Origin of the sequence: Methylobacterium sp. E-005, from assembly GCF_022829725.1 — a bacterium.
In the GTDB taxonomy this organism is placed as follows: Bacteria; Pseudomonadota; Alphaproteobacteria; order Rhizobiales; family Beijerinckiaceae; genus Methylobacterium.
In genome coordinates this window covers 52,984-73,851 of sequence record NZ_JAKSYG010000256.1, presented here as the reverse complement: position 1 = coordinate 73,851, position 20,868 = coordinate 52,984, and the positions used below count along the sequence as shown (strand labels likewise).

Annotated in this window: 21 protein-coding genes and 1 tRNA gene; 13 read left to right on the top strand and 9 right to left on the bottom strand. The window is 69.0% G+C overall.

From position 1 onward, the window contains the following. The first annotated feature begins 9 nt into the window (after positions 1 to 9). Together MKK88_RS31285 and MKK88_RS31280 are read left to right on the top strand one after the other, a co-directional pair. Complete coding sequence (locus tag MKK88_RS31285; protein WP_244007292.1) at positions 10 to 357, top strand: flagellar protein FlaG; 348 nt, start codon at positions 10 to 12, stop codon at positions 355 to 357. A gap of 181 nt (positions 358 to 538) precedes the next feature. Continuing rightward, positions 539 to 613 (top strand) — tRNA-Gly (locus MKK88_RS31280). 186 nt (positions 614 to 799) lie between these two features. Here MKK88_RS31280 and MKK88_RS31275 read toward each other — a convergent pair. Then, positions 800 to 1,216: a hypothetical protein gene (locus tag MKK88_RS31275; RefSeq protein ID WP_244007290.1), complete on the bottom strand. Its 417-nt coding sequence runs from the start codon at positions 1,214 to 1,216 to the stop codon at positions 800 to 802. 17 nt (positions 1,217 to 1,233) lie between these two features. Here MKK88_RS31275 and MKK88_RS34355 point away from each other — a divergent pair, with 17 nt between their 5' ends. Continuing rightward, on the top strand, positions 1,234 to 1,368 hold the full coding sequence (locus MKK88_RS34355; RefSeq protein ID WP_409566737.1) for a DUF333 domain-containing protein: 135 nt from the start codon (positions 1,234 to 1,236) through the stop codon (positions 1,366 to 1,368). A gap of 137 nt (positions 1,369 to 1,505) precedes the next feature. Here MKK88_RS34355 and MKK88_RS31270 read toward each other — a convergent pair whose 3' ends face one another. The 4 genes from MKK88_RS31270 to MKK88_RS31255 form a co-directional block, all read right to left on the bottom strand. After that, complete coding sequence (locus MKK88_RS31270) at positions 1,506 to 1,979, bottom strand: VOC family protein (protein ID WP_244007938.1); 474 nt, start codon at positions 1,977 to 1,979, stop codon at positions 1,506 to 1,508. A 239-nt stretch (positions 1,980 to 2,218) separates the two neighbouring features. Next, positions 2,219 to 2,605, bottom strand: a complete 387-nt coding sequence (locus tag MKK88_RS31265; protein WP_244007289.1) for a nuclear transport factor 2 family protein — start codon at positions 2,603 to 2,605, stop codon at positions 2,219 to 2,221. Positions 2,606 to 2,646: 41 nt separating this feature from the next. Further along, positions 2,647 to 3,483: an alpha/beta fold hydrolase gene (locus tag MKK88_RS31260; protein WP_244007287.1), complete on the bottom strand. Its 837-nt coding sequence runs from the start codon at positions 3,481 to 3,483 to the stop codon at positions 2,647 to 2,649. Between the two features lie 309 nt (positions 3,484 to 3,792). Further along, positions 3,793 to 4,515 (bottom strand): SDR family oxidoreductase, encoded by a 723-nt coding sequence (locus MKK88_RS31255; protein WP_244007285.1) that lies wholly within the window; start codon positions 4,513 to 4,515, stop codon positions 3,793 to 3,795. Positions 4,516 to 4,617: 102 nt separating this feature from the next. On the opposite strand from MKK88_RS31255, the gene MKK88_RS31250 reads away from it, so the two are divergent. The 3 genes from MKK88_RS31250 (at position 4,618) to MKK88_RS31240 (ending at position 7,969) form a co-directional block, all read left to right on the top strand. Beyond that, positions 4,618 to 5,565, top strand: a complete 948-nt coding sequence (locus MKK88_RS31250) for a LysR family transcriptional regulator (protein ID WP_244007283.1) — start codon at positions 4,618 to 4,620, stop codon at positions 5,563 to 5,565. Positions 5,566 to 5,924: 359 nt separating this feature from the next. Next, entirely contained in the window at positions 5,925 to 6,590 is a 666-nt protein-coding gene (locus MKK88_RS31245; protein ID WP_160532851.1) for a winged helix-turn-helix domain-containing protein, read from the top strand. Next, complete coding sequence (locus tag MKK88_RS31240) at positions 6,587 to 7,969, top strand: sensor histidine kinase N-terminal domain-containing protein (RefSeq protein WP_244007281.1); 1,383 nt, start codon at positions 6,587 to 6,589, stop codon at positions 7,967 to 7,969. Before MKK88_RS31245 ends, MKK88_RS31240 begins: the two co-directional genes overlap by 4 nt. Here the strand turns inward: MKK88_RS31240 and MKK88_RS31235 are convergent. Continuing rightward, positions 7,953 to 8,288 (bottom strand): cytochrome c, encoded by a 336-nt coding sequence (locus MKK88_RS31235; RefSeq protein ID WP_244007279.1) that lies wholly within the window; start codon positions 8,286 to 8,288, stop codon positions 7,953 to 7,955. The two genes, MKK88_RS31240 and MKK88_RS31235, sit on opposite strands and share 17 nt — an antisense overlap. Positions 8,289 to 8,303: 15 nt before the next feature. Continuing rightward, a complete protein-coding gene (locus tag MKK88_RS31230; protein WP_244007277.1) occupies positions 8,304 to 9,536 on the bottom strand; it encodes a molybdopterin-dependent oxidoreductase in 1,233 nt (410 codons plus the stop codon). Between the two features lie 461 nt (positions 9,537 to 9,997). Between MKK88_RS31230 and MKK88_RS31225 the strand changes: the two genes are divergently transcribed. The 3 genes from MKK88_RS31225 to MKK88_RS31215 all read left to right on the top strand — a co-directional run bounded on the left by MKK88_RS31225 (position 9,998) and on the right by MKK88_RS31215 (position 11,881). Continuing rightward, positions 9,998 to 10,315, top strand: a complete 318-nt coding sequence (locus tag MKK88_RS31225; RefSeq protein ID WP_244007275.1) for a hypothetical protein — start codon at positions 9,998 to 10,000, stop codon at positions 10,313 to 10,315. Beyond that, positions 10,291 to 10,686 carry a tautomerase gene (locus MKK88_RS31220; protein ID WP_244007273.1) on the top strand — a complete coding sequence of 132 codons (396 nt, stop codon included), beginning with the start codon at positions 10,291 to 10,293 and terminating at the stop codon, positions 10,684 to 10,686. Before MKK88_RS31225 ends, MKK88_RS31220 begins: the two co-directional genes overlap by 25 nt. 493 nt (positions 10,687 to 11,179) lie before the next feature. Then, complete coding sequence (locus tag MKK88_RS31215) at positions 11,180 to 11,881, top strand: GntR family transcriptional regulator (protein ID WP_244007271.1); 702 nt, start codon at positions 11,180 to 11,182, stop codon at positions 11,879 to 11,881. A 10-nt stretch (positions 11,882 to 11,891) separates the two neighbouring features. Here the strand turns inward: MKK88_RS31215 and MKK88_RS31210 are convergent, their stop codons facing one another. Further along, entirely contained in the window at positions 11,892 to 12,308 is a 417-nt protein-coding gene (locus MKK88_RS31210) for a nuclear transport factor 2 family protein (protein WP_244007268.1), read from the bottom strand. Between the two features lie 196 nt (positions 12,309 to 12,504). On the opposite strand from MKK88_RS31210, the gene MKK88_RS31205 reads away from it, so the two are divergent. The 4 genes from MKK88_RS31205 (at position 12,505) to MKK88_RS31190 (ending at position 18,658) form a co-directional block, all read left to right on the top strand. Beyond that, complete coding sequence (locus MKK88_RS31205; protein WP_244007266.1) at positions 12,505 to 13,686, top strand: ABC transporter substrate-binding protein; 1,182 nt, start codon at positions 12,505 to 12,507, stop codon at positions 13,684 to 13,686. An 8-nt stretch (positions 13,687 to 13,694) separates the two neighbouring features. Further along, a complete protein-coding gene (locus MKK88_RS31200; RefSeq protein WP_244007264.1) occupies positions 13,695 to 14,570 on the top strand; it encodes a branched-chain amino acid ABC transporter permease in 876 nt (291 codons plus the stop codon). A 4-nt stretch (positions 14,571 to 14,574) separates the two neighbouring features. Continuing rightward, complete coding sequence (locus tag MKK88_RS31195) at positions 14,575 to 17,043, top strand: branched-chain amino acid ABC transporter ATP-binding protein/permease (protein ID WP_244007262.1); 2,469 nt, start codon at positions 14,575 to 14,577, stop codon at positions 17,041 to 17,043. A gap of 316 nt (positions 17,044 to 17,359) precedes the next feature. After that, positions 17,360 to 18,658 carry an aspartate aminotransferase family protein gene (locus MKK88_RS31190; RefSeq protein WP_244007260.1) on the top strand — a complete coding sequence of 433 codons (1,299 nt, stop codon included), beginning with the start codon at positions 17,360 to 17,362 and terminating at the stop codon, positions 18,656 to 18,658. A 12-nt stretch (positions 18,659 to 18,670) separates the two neighbouring features. Here the strand turns inward: MKK88_RS31190 and MKK88_RS31185 are convergent, their stop codons facing one another. Next, entirely contained in the window at positions 18,671 to 20,863 is a 2,193-nt protein-coding gene (locus MKK88_RS31185) for a N,N-dimethylformamidase beta subunit family domain-containing protein (RefSeq protein WP_244007258.1), read from the bottom strand. Between the last annotated feature and the right edge of the window lie 5 nt (positions 20,864 to 20,868).

Here is a 20,868-nt window from a genome sequence, read left to right as displayed (position 1 = left end):
AGATCAGCCATGGAGATCCGCCCGCTGGCGGCCCCGTCCCCGGGACCGCAGGGCCTGGACGCCCTCGGAGCCACAGCCGCTCCGGCCGCCACGGCCGACACGCAACAGGCCTCCGACTCCGCCGCGAGTTCCACGCCGTTGGAACCTGCGGTGAAGCTCGATATCGGCACGACCAACGGAAAGGCGCGTTACATCCAGGATCCCGATACGAGCACCATCGTCTTCCAGGTCGTCGATCGATCCTCCGGCACCGTGATCGATCAATTGCCCAGTGAGACGGCCCTCCGGAACCGAGCCTACGACTCCGCCCGCGAGACCCACCGCCCGCAGACCGGCAGCGTGTCGCGCGTGGCCTGATCGGGTCCGTAACCGGGGGATCTGACGGCGCCGTACCCGTGCGAAGACTGACGCTGAAAAGCGCAGATGATCCGTTTGACGCCGCCGTGGTCCGGCTGTTAGATCATGCCCGAGCATGAATGCTCCGGTTTCAGGCTGAGCGGTTGAACCGCTTTGGCTGTGTCGGACGCGGTTTATGTCCGCGGGCGTAGTTCAGTGGTAGAACGTCAGCTTCCCAAGCTGAATGTCGTCGGTTCGATCCCGATCGCCCGCTCCAACTAACTCGCTCAAGCATCAGCCTTTCTGACAGTCTGCCGCTGATCTCGCGTTCCCCACGTTCCCCGTCGCGTTCCCTATGGGCTGTTCAGGCCCCGTTCTTCGCGGCCCGATGGGCGAACCTCGGCTCCGCCACCGTCCGCGATTTTCCGACTGCGCCGCGCGAGTAGCGCTGCGTCGTCGAAATCTATGTGTGAGCCGCCGCCGACCGGATGTGGTCGAGGTCGGCCCCCTTATCTTCGGCTTCCGTGATCGCCCCGGCCCGCGCGTCCATGTTCCGGACGTGATCCGGCACGCCGGCCGCCCGAGCTACGATCCGCCATTCACGCCCGTAGGCTGACGCGGCGTAGGGCCGACCTGCGGGCTCATCGAGGATGACCGGCCCGACCCTGCGATCAACTGGCACGCGGTCCAGCAGGGGCAGCACCAGCGGGCAGAGCTTGAGATCGTGCGCGACAAAGGCACCGGTCTTCGTCGTGGCCTTCCGCACCACCAAGTCGGCGGCGAGGACGGACCCGGTGAGCCCGTTCGCCCAGCGCCGGCCGTTTAGCAGGATGCCCGAGAGTCCCTGCCCTTCCGGAATTGGCTCCCCCTCGCCGATCACGTCCTTCTGGCGTAGCGGTGACCGCGAAGCTTTCTGATGGAGGTGAGATCGGCCTCTGCTACCTCCCCGGCAAGAAAATCGTCGAGGAGTGGACTTTGTACCGGATGCTCCAGGGGGTGAAGCCGACAACTGACAACAACCCGTTCCGGTAGACCGGCACGGCAGCTCGCTACCGCTACCAACCCAACCCGGACGCCTGCATCGCCCTGTAGGCTTCCCACAGGCAGCCCCTCGACGTTCATCCGGCGACTTGGGCTCCTTGTGGCAAGCGGTCCGCTGCCTGGCGGGATCAGCGATCTTGGGCGGTAGCTGGCGGCTGCATAAACTCGATCGTCGCGCCGTCAGGACCAACGGCGTAGATCACCCGCGTTCCAGCCCGCGCGCCGCTCGCGATCGGCTGCGGAATGCCTTGCGCCTTCCAGCCGTAGACGGCGATCCGCACCAGAAGCGCGTCGATGTCATCCACTACAAGGGCCAGATGCGCGAAGCCAGGGTCGAACGGCTTGGCTGGCTCGCTTGGTCGCTCCGGACCCTGATACTCCAAGAGTTCGATCGTCTGGTCCGGCAGCGAAACGATTGCCATGCGCACCGTCGCCCCATGCGCTCCGGTCACCTGACCAAGGAACTCTCCCCCCATCTCGCCCGTCCGCATAAGCCGCGCGCCGAGCCCATCGACCCAGAACCGAAGCGCCTCGTCGAGGGAAGCGACCGCGAAGCCGACATGATCGGCGCGCCGTACGTGGATGCCTGTGTGTTCCGTCATGAGGGATGGTCTAGCGGCAAACGGCCCATTCGTCCGCGACGGATCGTGGCCGGTCCTTCGGCTATGTCCGCGTCGATGCTGGCACTGCTCGAAAGCGGATCGACGGAAATCCACCCCAAGCGGTTCTACGGCATGCGACCCAACTCGGACGCGTGGACTCGTGGTGCCACTTCCTGAAAGCGGCCATTCGTCGGTCGTCCGGTGCTTACGGTTCGGCGGGCTTCCGTCGGATGCCACGTCTAACTCGCCGGCTGGTCGAGCAAGACCCATAGGCGCGCGATCCTGCCATTCACGACTTCGGCCACGTCTGCTCCCGTGACGACGATGGCGCCGCCATTCGGGCCCGCTTGCCATTGCAGCGAACCCAGCCCGTGGTGCCCCAAAGCGGTGCCGACGGGCGTGAACCGGAAGGTCGGCCCAAACTGTTCCAGCAGCTTGCCGGCGACGTCAGCGATGGCAGCACGCCCTCGCACGACGTTGGTCGGCTCGTACATGACCGGCTCGGCCACGTAGAGTTCGTCCAGTGCGGCCGCGCGCCTGACCGGGTCACGCTCGTTGAAAACCCGTTCCAGATTCGACCTCAGGAGGTATTCGTAGTCCGGCTCCGCCGCATCCGCGGCCGTCATCGGGGACTCAGGCATAGGATGTTCCTCTTTAGCTGGAGCGTTCAGGACTGCACGAAGGCCAACAGGTCCGCGTTCAGGACCTCGGCGTTGACGGTCAGCATGCCGTGCGAGAAGCCCGGGTAGGTCTTGAGCGTGGCGTTTTGTAAAATCCTGGCTGAGAGGCGGCCGGCGTTGTCGATCGGTACGATCTGGTCGTCTTCCCCATGGAGCACGAGCGTCGGCACGCCGATTGCCCTGAGGTCCTCGGTCTGGTCGGTTTCCGAGAAGGCCCTGATGCCTTCGTAGTGGGCCTTGGCACCACCCATCATACCCTGGCGCCACCAATTCTGGACGACGCCGGAGAGCGTCGTCGCGCCCGGCCGGTTGAAACCGTAAAAAGGCCCGCTCGGTAGGTCAAGGAAGAACTGTGCGCGGTTGTCGGCGAGCGCCTTGCGCAACCCGTCGAATACCTCCAGCGGCAGTCCGCCCGGATTGCTGTCCGTCCTGACCATGAGAGGTGGCACGGCCGAGACCAGCACCGCCTTGGCGACCCGCCCTGCGGGCTCGCCGTGCCGCGCGACGTAGCGGGCGACCTCGCCGCCGCCGGTCGAGTGGCCGACATGGACCGCGTCCCGGAGGTCGAGGTGCTCGACCACCGCAGCCGCGTCGGCCGCGTAATGATCCATGTCATGCCCGTCCCAGGTCTGCGCAGAGCGTCCATGCCCGCGGCGGTCGTGCGCGACCACGCGATAGCCGTGCCCGAGGAAGAATAGGGCCTGTGCGTCCCAATCGTCGGACGAGAGCGGCCAGCCGTGATGGAACACGATGGGCTGGGCCTCCTTCGGCCCCCAATCCTTGTAGAAGATGTCTGCGCCGTCGGCTGTGGTGACGTAGGGCATGGTGGTCTCCGGTTCAGTGGGGAGAGGGCTTGGCGTCCGACGACGATGCTTGCATGAACGGGACCTGCCGCGGTCCAGCCGCGCGGCCACCGTTGATGGCGAGCGTGGCGCCCGTGACGTAGGATGCCTCCAGCCCGGACGGACAGGCGACAGCCGCGACGTTTTCCGACGTGCCGTGCCGGCCGCGGGTGGAGCGCAGGTCCAGGAGTCTGGATAGAAGCCCCAGACCGGCGCCTTGCCCATCGCGATGGCGCCGGGCCGGAGGGGATCGAAGAGGACGGCCATGAGTACGCTCGCGGCCCGGGCTGATCAGACGAGGCGTGAGCCGCCATCGACGTGCAGCGTCTCGCCGTTCATGAAGCCGTTGGTCATGAGGAAGACGACCGCCGCACCGGCCTCGTCAGCCGTGCCCAGGCGCCCCTGCGGCAGCTTCTCGGTCAGCGCGGCGACGTAGGCATCGCGGTGGGCGCCAAGCGTGCGGGCCAGCAGCGGTGTGTCGGTGGTGCCGGGAGACAAGGTATTCACCCGCACCGGCGCCATCTTCAGCACAAGACCGCGGGCAAATGCCTCCATCGCGGCAGAGGCGGCGGCCAGCACCGCGGTGCCCTGGGCGCTGGGTCGGTCGGCCAACGCGCCGGAGATGAAGGTGACCGATCCGTCCTTCGCCAAGCGGTCGCCGAGGGCCCGCAGGGTGTGGACCGCAGCCCAGATCCGCTCGTCAAAGGCCCGCTTCAGGTAATCGACCTCGGCTTCCAGGATCTTGCCGGCCACGAAGGTGCCAGCGAGCAGGACGAGGTGATCGACCTTCGGGATGTCGGCCAGCGCGACCGCGATGGTGTCGGGCCGGGTCACGTCCGCCGCACGCCAACCGGCAAACGCATTCTCCGTCGCGACGCGCTCGGCGCCCTCGGCATTGAAGCCGACCACAATGACTTTGGCGCCTGCCGCCGTCGCCTGCTGGGCGGCCGCGAGGCCAATGCCCGAGGTGCCACCGAAGATGACGACCATGCGGTCCTGAAGAATGCTGCCCATGACGATGATCCTTCTCGGCCCCGCCGCGGTGCCTGTGGGAGAAGAATGGGTCATGGCTTGGAGCTTGATAATTGGGCCCTTTGGCGGTTCAATTGTGCCGTCATGGAACAGATCGGCCTCGACCGCCTCACGGGCATCATCGCCTTCGCCCGTTCTGCCTCGCTCGGCAGCTACACGGCCGCTGCACGCTCCCTCGGCATCTCGCCCTCGGCGGTGAGCAAGAGCGTGCAGCGGCTGGAGGAACGGCTGGGCTTGAGCCTGTTCACACGCACAACCCGCTCGCTGACGCTGACGCCGGAGGGGCGTAACCTGCACGAACGGGCACTGCGCCTGCTGCACGAGGCAGAGTCGATCGAGCAGGCTGCTGTGGCAGCGCGCTCAGAACCGGCTGGCGTCCTGAAGGTGACGGCACCGTTCCCCATCGGCGTGCATCTGCTTGCGCCAGCCCTGCCGGGCTTCCGCGAGCGCCACCCGAAGCTGTCCATCGACCTGCGCCTCGGGGACCGCTTCGCCGACCTCATCGAGGAGGGTATCGACGTGGCGATCCGAGTGGGTGAACTCGCCGATTCCCGCTTGCTCTCCCGGCGTCTCGCACCACACCGGCTCTGTGCCTTTGCGTCACCGGCCTACCTGAAGCGGCGCGGGACGCCGCAGCATCCGGACGACTTGATCCACCATGACTGCGTGAACTTCCGCTTCCAGAGCACGGGCCAGGCCCTGCGCTGGCCATTCCGGATCGGTGGCCGCATGGTTGAACGCACGCCGAACGCCGGCATCGTCACCGACTTCAGCGATGCGGTCGCGGCTATTCTAGTGGCCGGCGGCGGCATTGGCATCTCGCCGACGTATGTCGTCGCATCCTACGTCGAGCGAGGCGCGTTAGTGCCAGTCCTGCAGAGCTTCGCCACCGAGCGTTCCGTGTTCACGGCGCTGTGGCCGGAGAGCCGACGCGGCAATCCAAACGTGAAAGCTTTTTTGGCCTTCCTTGGTCGTGTGTTCCCATCCCCGACACCTTGGGACAAGCTGCTCGAAGGTGCGGCGAGGCCGTAAGCAGTCCCCGTGGAGATGTCCGCCTCGAGACATCCGCCGGTCGGAAGCAAACGGGCAGCACCCAGGACTGCCGACGGTCCTGCCCTTCGACGAACCGACCCATGCTGGCCTCCGCAGATGAAGCGACAAGTCTATCTCAGAAGGGACTTTTGACACAGCCTCGACCCAACCCGGTCGCAGAAGCCGGTCATGGCGACACCACGGAAGCGGACATCCGTCTCGTTGCCCGTCCGGCTAACGATCGGCCCTAGCCGATAGCCGCCCGCCGCGGACGGGGCCCACAAAGTTGCCCCAAGCCGCCGCTAGCGTGGTACTTCGGCGCGATCGCGGCACATGCGCAACCCTGAAGCGAACGTTCTGTGCGCATCCTCGTTCTCGAAGATGACCCCGTGCTGTCGGACGGTCTGGTCTCAGGCTTGTCGTTGCATGGCATGACCGCGGACTGCGTTGCCACATGCGGGGACGCGGTATCGATCTTCGATGCGACGCATTACAGCGCGGCGATCTTGGATCTGATGCTGCCCGACGGCTCCGGACTGGACGTGTTGAGCCACATCCGCGCGCGGGACGACGCCACACCGGTCATGGTCCTCACCGCGATCGACGCCGTTGCCGACCGGATCGCCGGGCTCGACCGCGGAGCGGACGACTACATGGGCAAACCGTTCGACCTGGGCGAGCTCGCAGCCCGGCTTCGTGTCATGATCCGGCGGGCGGCCGGACGCGCCTCTGCAACCTTCGCGTGGCGCGACCTCACGATTGACTTGAGCAGCCGTTTGGTCGCGCGGGCGGGCGTCGCGCTCAACCTTTCGCGCCGCGAGTTCGCGTTGCTGGAGGCGCTGTTCGAGCGGCCCGGCCGTGTGTTGTCCCGAAGCCAGCTGGAAGCCCGCCTCTACGGCTGGAACGAGGAGATCGGCAGCAACGCGCTCGAAGTCCATGTCCACAATCTGCGCGCCAAGATCGGACGGGACGCGGTCGAGACCGTGCGCGGCCTCGGCTACCGCATCCGGGAGGACCGTGCGTGAACTCTCTGCGCATGCGCCTGTTCGTGACCCTGGTCACGGCAACCGGGCTGGTCTGGCTCGCCGCCATCGCCTGGACCTATGTCGACAGCCGCGCCCAGTTCGAGAGCATCCTCGACCGCCGCCTGATGGAGGCGGCCCGCATGGTCGACAGCTTGTTCACGCCGGCCCGGGCGGGGGCCGCACGGCAGGTGGGCGGAGACGGCGACGCCCTTGCGCGGGTGGTGAGCTACGACCGTCACCTCAGCTGCCAGATCTGGTCCCTGGACGGGCGCCTGATCGGCGCCTCGGACGGGTCGCCGGATCCGGTCTTGTCGGACCAGCACGAAGGGTTCTCGAACCGCGTGGTCGAGGGTCAAGCTTGGCGTGTCTACGCCCTGTCCGACCCGGCCAAGGGCTTCCGCATCCTCGTGGGCGACAATCTCGGACAGCGGCGGCAACTGGAGCACGGCCTCGTCGAAAGCCTGCTGCTCACCGCCGGTTGCGTCCTGCCGATCCTGGCGCCGCTCATCTGGCTCAGCGTCGGCCGGGGCCTGCGGCCGCTGAACCGCGCGACCCGCGATCTCGCCGCCCGGGATGCCGACAACCTGGAGCAGGTTGAGACCGGCCGAATGCCGTCGGAGATCCGACCGCTGGTCGATGCGCTGAACCGCCTGTTCGGTAAGGTCGCGGCTGCGCGCGAACACGAGCGTACCTTCCTGGCCTATGCGGCGCACGAGTTGCGGACGCCGCTGGCCGGCCTGAAGACACAGGTGCAGGTGGCCATGCAGGCGCCCGGGGCCGCCATGCGGGACGCCGCCCTCGCCCAGACCCTGCGCGCGGTCGATCAGTCGGCACGCCTCGTCGAGCAACTCCTGACGGTCTCGCGCCTCGACAGCGGCGGGCGCCCGGCCGCCATCGCCTGGATTCCCGTGGAGGAGCGCCTGCGCGATCTGCTCGCCGGGATGGGCAGCGTGCCGAAGCCGGAGCGCGTCGCCTTCGCGCCCGCCCTCACCGCGCTCGAGATCCAGATGGACGAGGATCTGTTCGACCTCGCCATGCGCAACCTGATGGAGAACGCCCTGTTGATCACCCCGCCGGAAGGGGCGATCGCCTGGGACGCCGCGCTCGGCGCGGATGGAAGCGCCACCCTGTCGATCACCGACGAGGGACCCGGCATTGCCGAGGCGGAGCGCGCCCTGGTGATCCGTCGCTTCGTGCGCGGCAGCCGGCGGGCGAAGCTCGGCAGCGGCCTCGGCCTCTCAATTGTCACCATGGCGCTGGAGCAATCCGGCGCCCGCCTGCTCCTCGACGGACGGGACGGCGGCCCCGGCCTCAAGGCGAGCGCGATCTTCGGCCCCGGGCTCGCCAGGCGTGCCCCGCCCGCTACGGCTCGCCTTTGACCCGCGCGAGGTAGTCGACGATCACCCGCGCATCCTCCGGCGTGATCGGAGCCTTGTAGGCGGTGATCATCTTGTCGACGACCGCATGCCACTCCTCCCGGGAGAGGGCGGGCTGGTTCAGGGTGTGGTCGGCGGAGTGGCAAGCCGTGCAGTTCGACGCGATGACGTCGGAGCCCGGCCCGGCGGGGAAACCGATATCGTCGCCGAAGGGCAAGTCGACCTCGGGCGTCGGGCGAAGCTCCAGCGGCGCGGCGGCGAGGGCCGGCGCCGAGCCGGCAAGCAGGCCGGCCAGCAGGGCGGTGCGGAGGGATCGGGACATGGTCGCGCTCACCTCTCAGGCCGCCACGAGGTCGAGGGTCTCGACCTGGTTGGACATGTAGCCCCCCGGGTTCCAGACGCGCCGCATCGGCTGCACCACCCGGTCGGCGTTGGTGCAGCGGGCCATCACGGTGTGCGCCCCGCGAGCCGGAAGGCTGATCGTGGCCTGCCATTGCCGGAAGCTGTAGGTGCCCTCATCCCTGCCCAGGGTCGTGGGCTGCCAGGTCCTTCCGCCATCGAGCGACAGGTCCACCGCGGCGACCCCGCGGTCGCCCCCGAAGGCGATGCCGCGCACCGGTTGCGGCGCCCCGACCGGGACGCTGTCGCCCGGCTTGAGGTTGGTCACGAAGGAGCGGGGCAGGTTCCGGGTGATCGGGACCATGCCGAAACCCTTCTGTCCGGGCTCGACCGTGTGATTGGGCGTGTCCGGCACGCGGTAGCTCCGCGTGGTCCAGACGCTGGGGTCGGGGTGGTCTGTCACCTCGATATCGTCGAGCATCTTGATCCAGTAGACGGCCGACCAGCCGGGGACGATGAGCTTGAGCGGGAAGCCGTTCAGCATCGGCAGTTGCTGGCCGTTCATCGCGAAGGCCAGCATGACCTCGCCGTCGCGGGCGTGATCGATGTCCAGGGCCTTCACGAATTTCGGTGCGTCAGGCAGCATCGGTTCATCGAGGCCGCCGAACTGCACATGGGTGGCCCCGCCCTTCACGCCGGCCCGATCAAGGACATCCTTCAGGCGCACACCGGCATAGAGAGCGTTGCTCATGGAGCCGTTCGCCCATTGGGCACCCGCGACCCGGGGCTGCGCATAGAGACGCGAATTGCCGGCGCACTGGCTGACCGCCGCGATCTCGAAGCGCGGCAGGTCGTAAATCAGCTCACGCAGCGACAGCGCCTGCGGCCGCTCGACAAGGCCGTGGACCTTTAAGGCGAAGCTGCCGGTGTCAACGTGGGTCGGGAAGGTGGCCCAGTGCCAGCTGACGAAGTGCTGGTCGTTCGGGGTGAACACGCCGGTGTCGAAGACATCGAACGGCGTCTCCAGCCAAGGCGGCCGGGTACGCTGGACGATCATGCGCCCCTTCTCGGGATAGGTCGTGGTCATGGGCCGGGTGCTCGGGCCGCCCGGGACATGGAAATCGAAGGTGTCGGCGCGAGCTCGGCCGGCGAGCAGGCCCATCCCGCCGAGGGCGGCGGCCGACAGGAGGCCGCGGCGGCTCGGAGACGATAACGTGGTGTGTTGAGGCATCGAATCGAAAGGTCCGCTGAGCCGGAGCCCTAGAGGCCGGCGCAGGGTCTCCGCGCTCCTCAGCTTAAGGGCACCTTAAATGCGCCGCGGCGCGTCGCGGAACGCGTATGGGTGAAGCGAAGCGGGTGAGGCCAGACGCACCAACAGGCGAGCCGCGTCTTCGATTGCAATTCGCAGAGGTCAGCCTGGGTCGACTTCGTGGCCCAATCGCAGAGCGCATGCCTCGGGTGTGCGAAGAGGATCGTGGAGGGGCGCGACGGCGTCTGCTTCTTGGAACTCTCGTTCAAGAGCGGATCGACGGAAATCCACCCACCCCGGTCATTCAGAGGCACATTCCAGCGGGCTGGAAATGGCCGAAAGCGGCTGGTCCGCTTCCGAGACTGTCCGCCGGGAAAGCGGACGGGGTCCTACCGACCCAAGCCGGACCGTTAGTCTCGCTCGTTCTTCGCCTGAAAGCAGACGTGCAGGGCGGCGCGACGGCCACCGAGTTCTGGGATGTCGCCGGCTACTCGACGAAGACGTCCGCGATCACCATGTCGGCGGCCGATCTGGTCGATGCGGCTATGGCCGGTCTCGATCAGGGCGAGCTCGTCACCATCCCGGGCCTGCAGGACGCGGCCGACTGGACGCGCTTGGGAGAGGGTCGCCGGGCGATCGCCGCCAAGTTCAACAACGCCAAGCCCTCGGCGCGCCAAGCCCTCGGCGCGCTACGGGCTCACGACGGCGAACGCTGCCTGAACCTTGGGGAACATCCATGCCGTACCTTCAGCTCGACGTGATCGGTCCTCATTGCGTAGCGTCCAAAAAGCGCCTCGCGGCGCAGATGAGCCAGACTTACGCGGAGATGATGTCGGTCGACATCCGGCGGATCAGTGTCGCCATCCGCGAACTCGGCGAGGGCGGCGTGTGGCGGATACCGGAGGCCGGCGGCGAGCCGGTGCCGGTCTCCGTGATGATGCTGGACATCCGCAAGGGACGCTCGGCCGAGTTGCGGATGGAGGTCGCCAAGGCGCTGTGCGCCCACTGCGTCGAGATCCTCGGCCTGAGCGAGGATCGCCTCAACGTGGAGTTCACGCAGCATTCCGGTGACGAGATGTATCACCCGGCCCTCGGGGGCTACAGCCCCGAGTGGTCACCAGACGAGCAGTGACTTGGCGCGCACGGTTCTGCTCGTGCGTGGAGCACCACTGTCGGTATTGGCCCCGGGCTGCCATCACGGCTGCCCAGCTGGCGACGGGCTAAACGGCGGATCAAAGCCATGGGCTTGGTGAATGCCATTCCACAATTGTTTGCCTCGTCGGTAGCGCGGAACTTCACAGTCTCGTAGCTCAACACGACACTTACTTCCTGAGCTTCAGCGCCAAAACAGAGCTTCGCAAGTCCACCCATCTGAGATGTTCAGGCGGGCGTTTGGTGAGGGCGGATGCTGGCTCGACGCTGCCCGCCGGCTCTGTCTAAGGTCGGCCAGACAGGCGGATGCTGTCCGAGCGTGACTGAAACGGCTGGCGTGACCGTTGCACCGGCAGGTCTGCTTCGGCAGACAGCGCCTGGACACCCGTCCGAGCCGCCGGAGCGGATCGCGACCCGGAGAGGAACATGACCGACCAATCCCCAGGGACGGTGGCGCCAAGTCCGGGACGTCGATGAAGGCTCGCGATGATGGGGATCGCGTGGGCACCATCTGCCAAGCCCTCCGACGGGCCATCGTGGAACGGGCGCTCGCCCCTGGCGACCGTCTGCCGGAGGATGCCCTGGGCGAGCGGTTCGGGGTCAGCCGCACCATCGCGCGGCAGGCCCTGCTGCGGCTGGCCGGGGAAGGCTTGGTCGACCTGCGCCGCAACCGCATCGCCACCGTGGCGACGCCGAGCTGGGAGGAGGCGCGTGACACCTTCGACGTGCGCCTCGGCCTGGAGCGGCTCGTGGTCCGCCGCCTCGCCGGGCAGCTCAGCCCGGAGCAGCGCCAGGGCCTGCTGGACCAGATCGCCCGCGAGGAGGCCGCCCGGGGCGGGCCCGAGGCGCTGTCGATCCGGCTCGCCACGGAATTCCACCTGATGCTCGCCGAGATGACCGGCAGCGCCGTGCTGACCCGCTACGTCGCGGAACTCGGCTATCGCTGCGCCCTGATCCTGTCCCTCTACAGCCGGCCGCATTCCTCGGACTGCGCCGTGAGCGAGCACCGCGATATCGTCGCCGCCCTGGTCGCGGGCGATGCCGAGCGCGCCGCCGCGCTGATGGATCACCACCTCGACGCGGTCGCCGAGCGGGCGCGGATCGTGCCCCCGGCCCCGCGCGAGCGCGATCTCGCGCGCCTGCTGGCGCCCTACGTCGCGGGCGGCGGGGCCTGAGCGCGCGGCGTCAGGCCTCGAGACCGTGCTTGGTCAGGAGGCGCTCGGCGCTGTCGTTCCAGACCTCCATGCCGACGATCAGCCCGTCGCGCACGGTGAAGCGGTCGACGTAGCGGTTGCCCTCGAACGGGGTGCCGTCCGGCCACGCGCCGTACAGGGTGCCGAGGCTGTAGACCGTGGTGACGCCGTCGCCCGGCACCACGTCCAGCCGCTCCATCCGCTTCTTCACCCAGGCGTAGCGCCCGGCATTGAAGGCCGTGACCTCGGACGGGTGGTGGAACACCCGGGCGCCGGTGAACACGATCGGGGTGCCCGGCGCCATGTAGCGGGCGGCCGTCTCGGGATCCGGGACCATCGAGGCTTCCAGATAGGCGGTGACGTTGGCGGCGTCGCGGGCGGTCGCCGCATCGTGGATCACGTCGGTCATGGCGGGCCTCCTGTCCGCTCAAAGTGACGCAAAACCTGCGCCTGTGCATGCAGGAAGTGTATGCACTTTGGCTATGGATTGAGCACAGGATGCCTCTGGGGACACAGCCACCGGTACGTGAAACGGCCGAGTCGAAAAATTCCAGTGGCATGGAGGTTGCGCTCGGCAGGTTGCGCCCCGCCCTCGGAGACACGCCATGGCCTCCTTCCTGCCCCCGACCCTGCGCCGCTTCGCGGTGACGACGAGCGCCCTGTTCGGCCTCGCGATATCGACCGCGCAGGCGGCCGACACCGTCAAGATCGGCTTGGTGACGGCCCTGAGCGGCCAGTCCGCGAAATCCGGCGAGGCGATCTCCCGCGGGATCGGGCTCGCCATCGACGAGATCAACGCCAAGGGCGGCGTCCTGGGTCGCCCGCTGGAGCTCGTGGCCCGGGACGACGAGGCCAACCCCTCGAAGGGCGTGCTGGCGACCCGCGAGTTGATCCAGCGGGTCGGGGTCGTCGCGGTGGTCGGCGGCCTCGACACGCCGGTGTCGATGGCGATCGTGCCGATCGCCAACCAGATGAAGGTGCCGTTCATCGGCCCCTGGGCGGCCGGCACCGGCATCACCCGCAACGGCGCCGCCGACAACTACGCCTTCCGGGTCTCGGCGGTCGACGCCCTCGTCGACGAGGCGCTGGTCGCCTACGCGGTGAAGACCTACGGGGCGAAGAAGCCCGGGATGATCCTCGTCAACAACGCCTGGGGCGAGTCGAACCAGAAGGGCCTCAAGGACGCCCTGCAGGCGGCCAACCTCCCGGCGGCGGGCATCGAGAAGTACGAGGCCAACGACGTCGACATGGTGCCCCAGCTGTCCCGGCTGAAGGAGGCCGGCGCCGACGCGCTGTTCCTCGTCGGCAATGTCGGCCCCTCGGCCCAGGTGGTGAAGTCGCTGGACCGTATGGGTTGGTCGGTGCCGGTCGTCTCGCACTGGGGGCCCGCGGGCGGGCGCTTCGGCGAGCTCGCCGGCCCGAGCGCCGGCAAGGTCCACTTCATCCAGACCTTCACCTTCGCGGGCAACGCGTCGCCCAAGGCGAGCGCGGTGCTCGACGCGCTCAAGGCCAAGTACCCGGCGATCAAGTCGATGGCCGACGTTACCCCCGCGGTCGGCATCGCCAACGCCTACGACGCGACGCACCTGCTGGCGCTCGCCATCCAGGCCGCCGGATCCACGGAGGGCCCGAAGGTGCGCGACGGCTTCTACAAGATCGGCACCTATCCGGGCCTGATCAAAACCTACGACACGCCCTTCGCCCCCGGCCGGCACGACGCCCTGGGACCGAACGATTACGTGTTCACCCGCTTCAAGGACGGTGAGATCGTCGCGGTGACCAACTGAGCCCGGCGATGCTGACCTCCATCCTCGTCAGCGGCCTCGGCCTCGGCCTCGGCAGCATGTACGGGCTCGTGGCCCTGGGCTTCCACGTGACCTACGCGGTGTCGGGGACCGTGAATTTCGCGCAGGGGAGCGTCGTCACCCTGGGCGCGGTCCTCGCCTACGCGCTCGGCGTCACCCTCGGCTGGCCGATGCCGGCCGCGATCGTCCTGGCGCTCGCCGGCTGCGCCCTGTTCGGCCTTGTGGTCGAGCGGGCGCTGGTCCGCCCGTTCGTGGCCCGCGGCTCGGATGCGTGGCTCCTGGCGACGGTGGCGGGCGGCATCGTCCTCGACAACACCATGCTGTTCACCTTCGGCAAGGAGCCGCGCAGCCTGCCCTCGCCGCTGGCCACGAAGCCGGTGGAGATCCTGGGGACCGGCATCTACCCGCTGCAGCTCGTGATCCCGGTGGTCGGGATCGCGCTCGCCTTCGCGATCCGCACGGTGTTCCGCCGGACCGATCTCGGCCGCGTCCTGCTCGCCGTGGCGCAGAACGCCGACGCCGCCCGCCTGATGGGGATCGACGTGCGCCGCACCGTGGCCTGCGCCTTCGCGCTCTCGGCGGTGCTGGCCGGCATCGCGGGCCTGCTGATCGCGCCGCTGTTCTCGGTCTCGGCCGAGCTCGGCACGCTGTTCGGCATCAAGGCCTTCGCGGTGGCGATCCTCGGCGGCATCGGCTCCGCCACCGGGGTGATCCTAGCGGGGCTGCTCTACGGCCTCGTCGAGGCCGGCGTCACCGCGACCCTGGGCTCGACCTACACGCAGCTCGTGGTGTTCTCGGTGATTATCCTGGCCCTCACCCTGCGCCCCGACGGCCTGCTCGGCCGCGCCGCGGTCAACAAGGTCTGATGCAATGCCGTACCTGCGCTCGGCCCCGGTGATGCGGCTCGGCATCGCCGGTCTCACCGCCGCCGCGCTCGGCCTCGTCGCGCTGACCGCCGGCTACAGCCACTTCGTGATCGCCCTCGTGGCTTTGACCACGGTGGCCGGCGTCGGCCTCAACGTGCTCCTCGGCCTGACCGGGCTGATCTCCTTCGGCCAAGCCGGCTTCTACGCGATCGGCGCCTACACGAGCGCGATCCTGACGCTCCACGGCGTCAGCTTCTGGCTGGCGCTGGCGGCGGCGACGCTGATCGCAGCCCTCGTCGGCGGCCTCGTGGCGGTGCCGGCGATGCGGGTGAAGGGCCCCTACCTCGCCATGCTGACGATCGCCTTCGGCTTCATCGTTGAGCACGGGCTGATCGAGGGCGGCGAGGTGACCGGCGGTCAGAACGGCCTCGTCGTCACCGACGCGCCGACGCTTCTCGGTGAGCCGCTCGCGCCGGCCGGCCTCGCGGTGCTGGCGGTGCTCGCCGCTGGGGCGAGTCTAGCCGGGTTCGACCTTCTCGCCCGCAGCCGCCTCGGCCAGGCGATGCGCGCCGTGCGCGACGCCGACGTCGCAGCCGCGGCTTTGGGCTTCGACCCGGTCCGGGTGAAGACCCTCGCCTTCGCGATCTCCGCCGCCCTCACCGGCCTCGCGGGGGCCATCCTGCCGCCGCTGATGCTGTTCATCGCGCCGAGCTCGTTCCCGTTCTCGCAGTCGATCCTGTTCGTCCTTTCGGTGATCGTCGGCGGCGCAGGCACGGTGCTCGGCCCGCTCTTCGGAGCCCTTGTCACCGTGCTGCTGCCGGAGGCGCTGTCCGGCCTCGCCGAGTACCGCCTGCTGTTCTTCGGGATCGCGGCGCTGGCGGTGATGTGGCTGGTGCCCTCGGGACTGGTCGGCAGCCTCGCCCGGCTGCTGCCGCGGGGCCGCGAGGCACCGGCCGCCGCGGAGGCCGGTGAGCCGCTGCTGCCTGGCACGGCCGCGCGCGAGGCCCTCATCCTCGACGGCGTCGGCATCCGCTTCGGCGGCATCACGGCGGCGGATGGTGTCGACCTCACGGCCCGGCCGGCGGCGGTCACCAGCGTGATCGGCCCGAACGGGGCCGGCAAGACCACCGTGCTCAATTTAATCTCGGGCTTTTACCGCCCGAGCGCTGGGGCGATCCGGCTGGGCGACCGCGACCTCGCCGGCCGGCCGGCCCACCTTGTCGCCCGGGCCGGCATCGCGCGCACCTACCAGACCACGCGTCTGTTCGGCTCGCTGCCGGTGGTCGACAACGTCGCCCTCGGCCTCGCGCCGGGCCAGCTCTGGCGCCGCGCGCGGGCGCGGGACCGGAAGACGGCGGACGGGCTCCTCGCCTTCGTCGGCTACCGCGGCGCCCTCGATCGGCCGGCCGCCGAGCTGCCCCATGTCGACCGACGCCTCGTCGAGATCGCCCGGGCGCTCGCCGGCAACCCCGCGGTGCTGCTCCTCGACGAGCCCGCCGCCGGCCTGTCGCGCGCCGACACCGACGGGCTGGCCCGGCTGATCCGCCGGATCGCCGACAGCGGCGTCGCGGTGGTGCTGGTCGAGCACGACATGCCGCTGGTGATGGGCATCTCCGACCACATCCTTGTCATGGATGCCGGCCGCCCAATCGCGCGCGGCACGCCCGCCGAGATCCGGCGCGACCCGGCGGTGCTGCACGCCTACCTCGGCGGCGCCGACACCCCGGCCCGGCCGCGGAGCGCGCCGTGGCAGGGGCCGGCGGACGCTGTCCTCTCCGTCCTCGACCTGACCGCAGGCTACGGCGCCGCGCCCGTCCTCGACGGCGTCCATCTCGACGTGCGGCCGGGCGAGACCGTCGCCCTGCTAGGCGCGAACGGCGCCGGCAAGTCCACGGCGATGCGGGCGCTGGCGGGGCTGCTGCGCCCGGTCGCGGGCGCGATCGTGTTCGACGACCAGCGCGTGGAGGCACTGCCGGCGCACCGGATCGCCCGCGGCGGCCTCGTCCTGGTGCCGGAGGGCCGGCAGGTCTTCCCGGAGCTCACCGTCGTCGAGAATATCCGTCTTGGCGCCTTCGGGCGCGGGACGCCGATCGACCCTGCCGAGGTCGAGCGCCTGCTCGACCGGTTCCCGGGGTTGCGCGAACGAGCGGCGAGCCGGGCGGGCCTGCTCTCCGGCGGCGAGCAGCAGATGCTGGCCATCGCCCGCGGGTTGATGGCGCACCCGCGCATCCTGCTCCTCGACGAGCCGTCGCTCGGCCTCGCCCCGGCGATGATCAACGCCCTCTACGCCACCGTGGCCGAGCTTCGCGACGAGGGCATCACCATCCTGATCGTCGACCAGATGGCGGCGCTCGCCCTCACGGTCGCCGACCGCGGTTACGTGCTGGAGCAGGGCCGGGTCGCCGCGCGCGGAACCGCCGCGGAGCTGTCGGCGGATAAGGGGCTTGAAGCGGCCTATCTCGGTGCGGCGTGAGAAGACACGGCGTTGAGACGCGCGTGTGGGATGCTCGCAGACGTAGCTCTGACGGTTGTGCGATGGCCGCCGCGCAGACTTGCCTCTGCCGTAGCAGGCGCCAGCGAGAGCGCGGTTCATAACAGCAGACACGTCTGCGTCCGGTTCGCGCCCCAAGCTGTCTGAACGGCGTGCCTATGCGCCCAGGCAAGCGTCCGGTTTTGGACAGCGGGCTGACGGCGGTTGATGGCACGAACCATGCGCGTGGTCGCACGATACCAGCCGCTTGATACGACCGTGCCCGGGTTCGCGAACCCGATAGCCCCGGAGATCGCAGGTGATTACGCCGACCACCGCTGAGGAGCAGTCGCTCGCTCAGATCGCGCGCCGCGTGCTGCCGGGGGGCAACTTCGGCAACATGGCCGGCGATATCGTCATCCGCTCCGGCCGGGGCGGCCGCGTGCGGGACGTCAGCGGCAACGAGTACATCGATTATCTGCTCGGCTCAGGGCCGATGCTCGTCGGGCACGCCCACCCGGCCGTGAACGCCGCCGTTTTGGAGCAAGTCGAACGCGGCTCGACCTTCTTCGTCAACAACGAACCCGGCATCCGGCTCGCGGCCGAGATCGTCGCCGCGGTGCCCTGCGCCGAGCAAGTCCGCTTCGTATCCACCGGCACGGAGGCCGACGCCTACGCCATGCGGCTCGCCCGCGCCCATCGCCGCCGGCCGAAGATCCTCAAGTTCGAGGGCGGCTATCACGGGATGAGCGATTGGGCCCTAATGAGCCTGTGGTCCGCGCGGGAGACCAACACGGGGCGCGCCGTCGCCGACACGGCCGGCATTCCGCCCGGCCTGCTCGACGAGATGCTGGTGTGCCCGTTCAACGATCTCGCCGCGGCGCGCGACATGATCCACACCCACCACGCTGCGATCGCCGGCGTGATCGTCGAGCCGATGCAGCGTCTGATCCCGCCCACGCCGGGCTTCCTGCAAGGCCTGCGCGACTTGACCACCGAGTACGGCATCGTGCTGATCTTCGACGAGGTCGTGACCGGCTTCCGTCTCGCCTACGGTGGGGCCCAAACCTACTACGGCGTCACGCCCGACCTGTGCACGCTGGGCAAGGTGATCGGTGGCGGCTACCCGCTGGCAGCGGTCGCCGGCCGGGCCGAGATCATGGCGCACTTTGATCGTGAGCAGGTTGGGCCGGAGAGCTTTACGCCGCAGATCGGTACGCTCAGCGGAAACCCCATCGCCGCCGCGGCTGGGCTGGCCGCTCTCGACGTTCTGAAACAACCGGGCGCGTACGAACGCCTGTTCGAGACAGGGCGCGCCATCTGGGCGGGCGTCGAGGCGGCTCTGCGCGACGCAGGCCACGCCATCACGATGGTGGGCGAGCCGCCGATGTTCGACGCACTGTTCACGACATCGCCCGTGACGGATCACCGAGGCATGGCAGGGGCCGACGCCGCGCGCGCCAGACTGTTCAACGGCCTGCTGCGGACGGGTGGGATCCTGAAGGGCGAGGGTAAGACCTACGTCTCGCTCGCCCACGGCGAGCGGGATGTCGCCGACACGCTCACGGCCTACCGCACCGCCGCTCTGGGCCTGGACGCGGCACAAGGCGCGGCTTGAGGCGCTGCGCTTTCAGGGTTCGTCGCGCGAGAATCGCCGGACCACATTCTCCAGCAGCCGAGAGATCTGTCCCTGGAACGCACCCGCTTGCCAGAGGCTGCCGCAGAACGTGATCGAGCCCACCGATAGCACCGCCCCCCCGGATGGATTCTCGAAGTAGACGACCTCGCCCCGCTTGAGCTCCTCGGGCTCTTCGCCCGAAATGGTCAAGACGTGCGTGAGCATCTCCTCCGGCACGGTCACGAACGAGCTCGGCGGGTCCTCTGACACCGCGAGAATCACCGCGTCCTCCGGCGTCCCGAGGTCCCGATCGGCCCGGTCGAGCTCGAACCCCGCTGCCCCGCCGCCGGACAGGCCGTACCCGCCGATCGTCTCCCCCTCGACCCCCTCGAACACCCACGCGTACGTGGGCGCGTATGAGGCCGGCAGCCGCCGGTAGTGGGTGCCCTCGAACAGTCCCTGACCTGAAAAGCCGACGCCGACCAGCGCCTGCGGCGGCCGACGGTTACGCCGCCACAGGCCACCCAGCGCGCCGTCGAAGGCATTATGGTACTCGCCGGGCTCGGCTTCCCAGGCCCGGATCCCGCCTTCGGCGCGCCGGATTTCGATCACGCCCGGCATGTCATGATGGCGGGCGATGCGCCAGTAGAACCCGTTGCCCCCGAGGTACACGAGGCGGCCGCCGCCCGCGGTATAGGCTGTCAACGCGTCGAGCGTGCCCGGCGTGTGGTATTCCGGGTGCGAGCCTGTCAGGATTGTCCGGTAGGGCCGGATCAGGTCGAGGCCCTCCTCGTCGAGATCCTCGTCTGTGACGATGTCGAACGAAAAGCACTTGGCGGTGAGCCACGCGAGGAGGTGCGTGTCGGCGGGGTAGTGCCGCAGGCCGGAGCCCTTCGGGTCATCGAAGGTCAGATAGCCCGGCCGCATTGTTAGGATCGGCCGCAGGCGGGACGAGAATGCGATGCCGCTGCCGTCGGCGTGACGGTTGTAGGTCGAGCGGCCGTAGACCGGGAAATCATCCGGGTTGTAGGGCGAGGCTCCCCAGGCTGCAGCACGCGCCCGGAGGCTGTCGTCAAAATTACCGCGCGCGTGGTTGGCATAGGCCTGGTAGGTGAAGGTGGAGGCCAGAAACGCGATCGGCGCCCGGGGGCCGTCGCGGCGCGGCAGGACATAGAACGGCAGGCGGTCCTCCCCGCCGGCACAGGTCAGCCGCAGCGCGTAGGCGCCGCTCGGCAGGTCCGGGATCGGCAGGGCGAAATCGGGCTCCCAGCGGCAATCATCGAGGTCGTCGTCGTGGAAATGGATGGCGGCGTAGTCGTCAGGCGCGTGGCGGAAGCAGGTCTCGCGTCCACTCCAGAACGCTCCGACCACGCCGCGGGTAGGCAGATTCACGGCGCGGCCGTGGCACTTCTGCGGGCCGGTGTCGATGAGTTCGATGCCGCCGATGTCCCGCGCGAAGTCCCACAGCGCGAGCGGGGCGAGTTCCTCGGGGATGCGGGCCGGATCGGGCCATTCGGTCGCTGACCCGCCCAGGATCGCCGGCGCCTCGATCTTGCCGGTGAAGTGCCGCGTCGGCTCCGCCGCACGCTCGGCCGCGAACAGCACGGGTCCCCCGGTGGGGAGCGCGAGCCCGGTGGTCTCACCGCGCCGAACGGCTGGTTCATCGCCGTCAAGCGCCCGCTGCCCGAGGGTAAGCACGCCACTCCGCGGGTCGGCTGCGAGCCAGATCCGGTACCAGCGCCTCCGCTGGATCGGAACGTCCGTGGCGAGATCGGCGCTGCCGCCCGGCCACCGCAATGACGCGGTCGCGCCCGCCAGACCAAACGAGATGACGACCGCACGATCCCCGGCCTCCTCGGTGAGGACGGCGCGTGTGTCCCCCGGCCGAGCCGCCCAGACCAAGACGGTCCAGGTACAGGGGGCAGACGCATCCCGGTCTGGTCCAGCCGACACGAACCCGTAGGATCCAGACCGGATCGGCTGACGGCGTCCGGATACCGTCCGGTCGAAAAGAGCGGACAGATCCTCAATGCGAAGGCCTGGGCCCTCCGGATTCGGGTCACCCGAGACGACCCGCTCCAGCCGCGCTCGGTATGAACCACCGTCACGCAGGCTGACGTGGACCGAGAGTGTGTCGCCGGGCCGCCCGGAGAAGCGGGACAGGTAGCCCGTGACGGGAAGTTCGGCCGGTACCACGTCGCTCATCCCAT

What these genes read in the sequence shown, in the direction of transcription:
- MKK88_RS31285 (WP_244007292.1), top strand. Translation starts at nt 10, where the DNA reads ATGGAGATCCGCCCGCTGGCGGCCCCGTCCCCGGGACCGCAGGGCCTG.
- MKK88_RS31270 (WP_244007938.1), bottom strand. Translation starts at nt 1,979, where the DNA reads ATGACGGAACACACAGGCATCCACGTACGGCGCGCCGATCATGTCGGC.
- MKK88_RS31265 (WP_244007289.1), bottom strand. Translation starts at nt 2,605, where the DNA reads ATGACGGCCGCGGATGCGGCGGAGCCGGACTACGAATACCTCCTGAGG.
- MKK88_RS31260 (WP_244007287.1), bottom strand. Translation starts at nt 3,483, where the DNA reads ATGCCCTACGTCACCACAGCCGACGGCGCAGACATCTTCTACAAGGAT.
- MKK88_RS31255 (WP_244007285.1), bottom strand. Translation starts at nt 4,515, where the DNA reads ATGGGCAGCATTCTTCAGGACCGCATGGTCGTCATCTTCGGTGGCACC.
- MKK88_RS31250 (WP_244007283.1), top strand. Translation starts at nt 4,618, where the DNA reads ATGGAACAGATCGGCCTCGACCGCCTCACGGGCATCATCGCCTTCGCC.
- MKK88_RS31235 (WP_244007279.1), bottom strand. Translation starts at nt 8,288, where the DNA reads ATGTCCCGATCCCTCCGCACCGCCCTGCTGGCCGGCCTGCTTGCCGGC.
- MKK88_RS31230 (WP_244007277.1), bottom strand. Translation starts at nt 9,536, where the DNA reads ATGCCTCAACACACCACGTTATCGTCTCCGAGCCGCCGCGGCCTCCTG.
- MKK88_RS31220 (WP_244007273.1), top strand. Translation starts at nt 10,291, where the DNA reads ATGCCGTACCTTCAGCTCGACGTGATCGGTCCTCATTGCGTAGCGTCC.
- MKK88_RS31215 (WP_244007271.1), top strand. Translation starts at nt 11,180, where the DNA reads ATGAAGGCTCGCGATGATGGGGATCGCGTGGGCACCATCTGCCAAGCC.
- MKK88_RS31210 (WP_244007268.1), bottom strand. Translation starts at nt 12,308, where the DNA reads ATGACCGACGTGATCCACGATGCGGCGACCGCCCGCGACGCCGCCAAC.
- MKK88_RS31205 (WP_244007266.1), top strand. Translation starts at nt 12,505, where the DNA reads ATGGCCTCCTTCCTGCCCCCGACCCTGCGCCGCTTCGCGGTGACGACG.
- MKK88_RS31200 (WP_244007264.1), top strand. Translation starts at nt 13,695, where the DNA reads ATGCTGACCTCCATCCTCGTCAGCGGCCTCGGCCTCGGCCTCGGCAGC.
- MKK88_RS31195 (WP_244007262.1), top strand. Translation starts at nt 14,575, where the DNA reads ATGCCGTACCTGCGCTCGGCCCCGGTGATGCGGCTCGGCATCGCCGGT.
- MKK88_RS31185 (WP_244007258.1), bottom strand. Translation starts at nt 20,863, where the DNA reads ATGAGCGACGTGGTACCGGCCGAACTTCCCGTCACGGGCTACCTGTCC.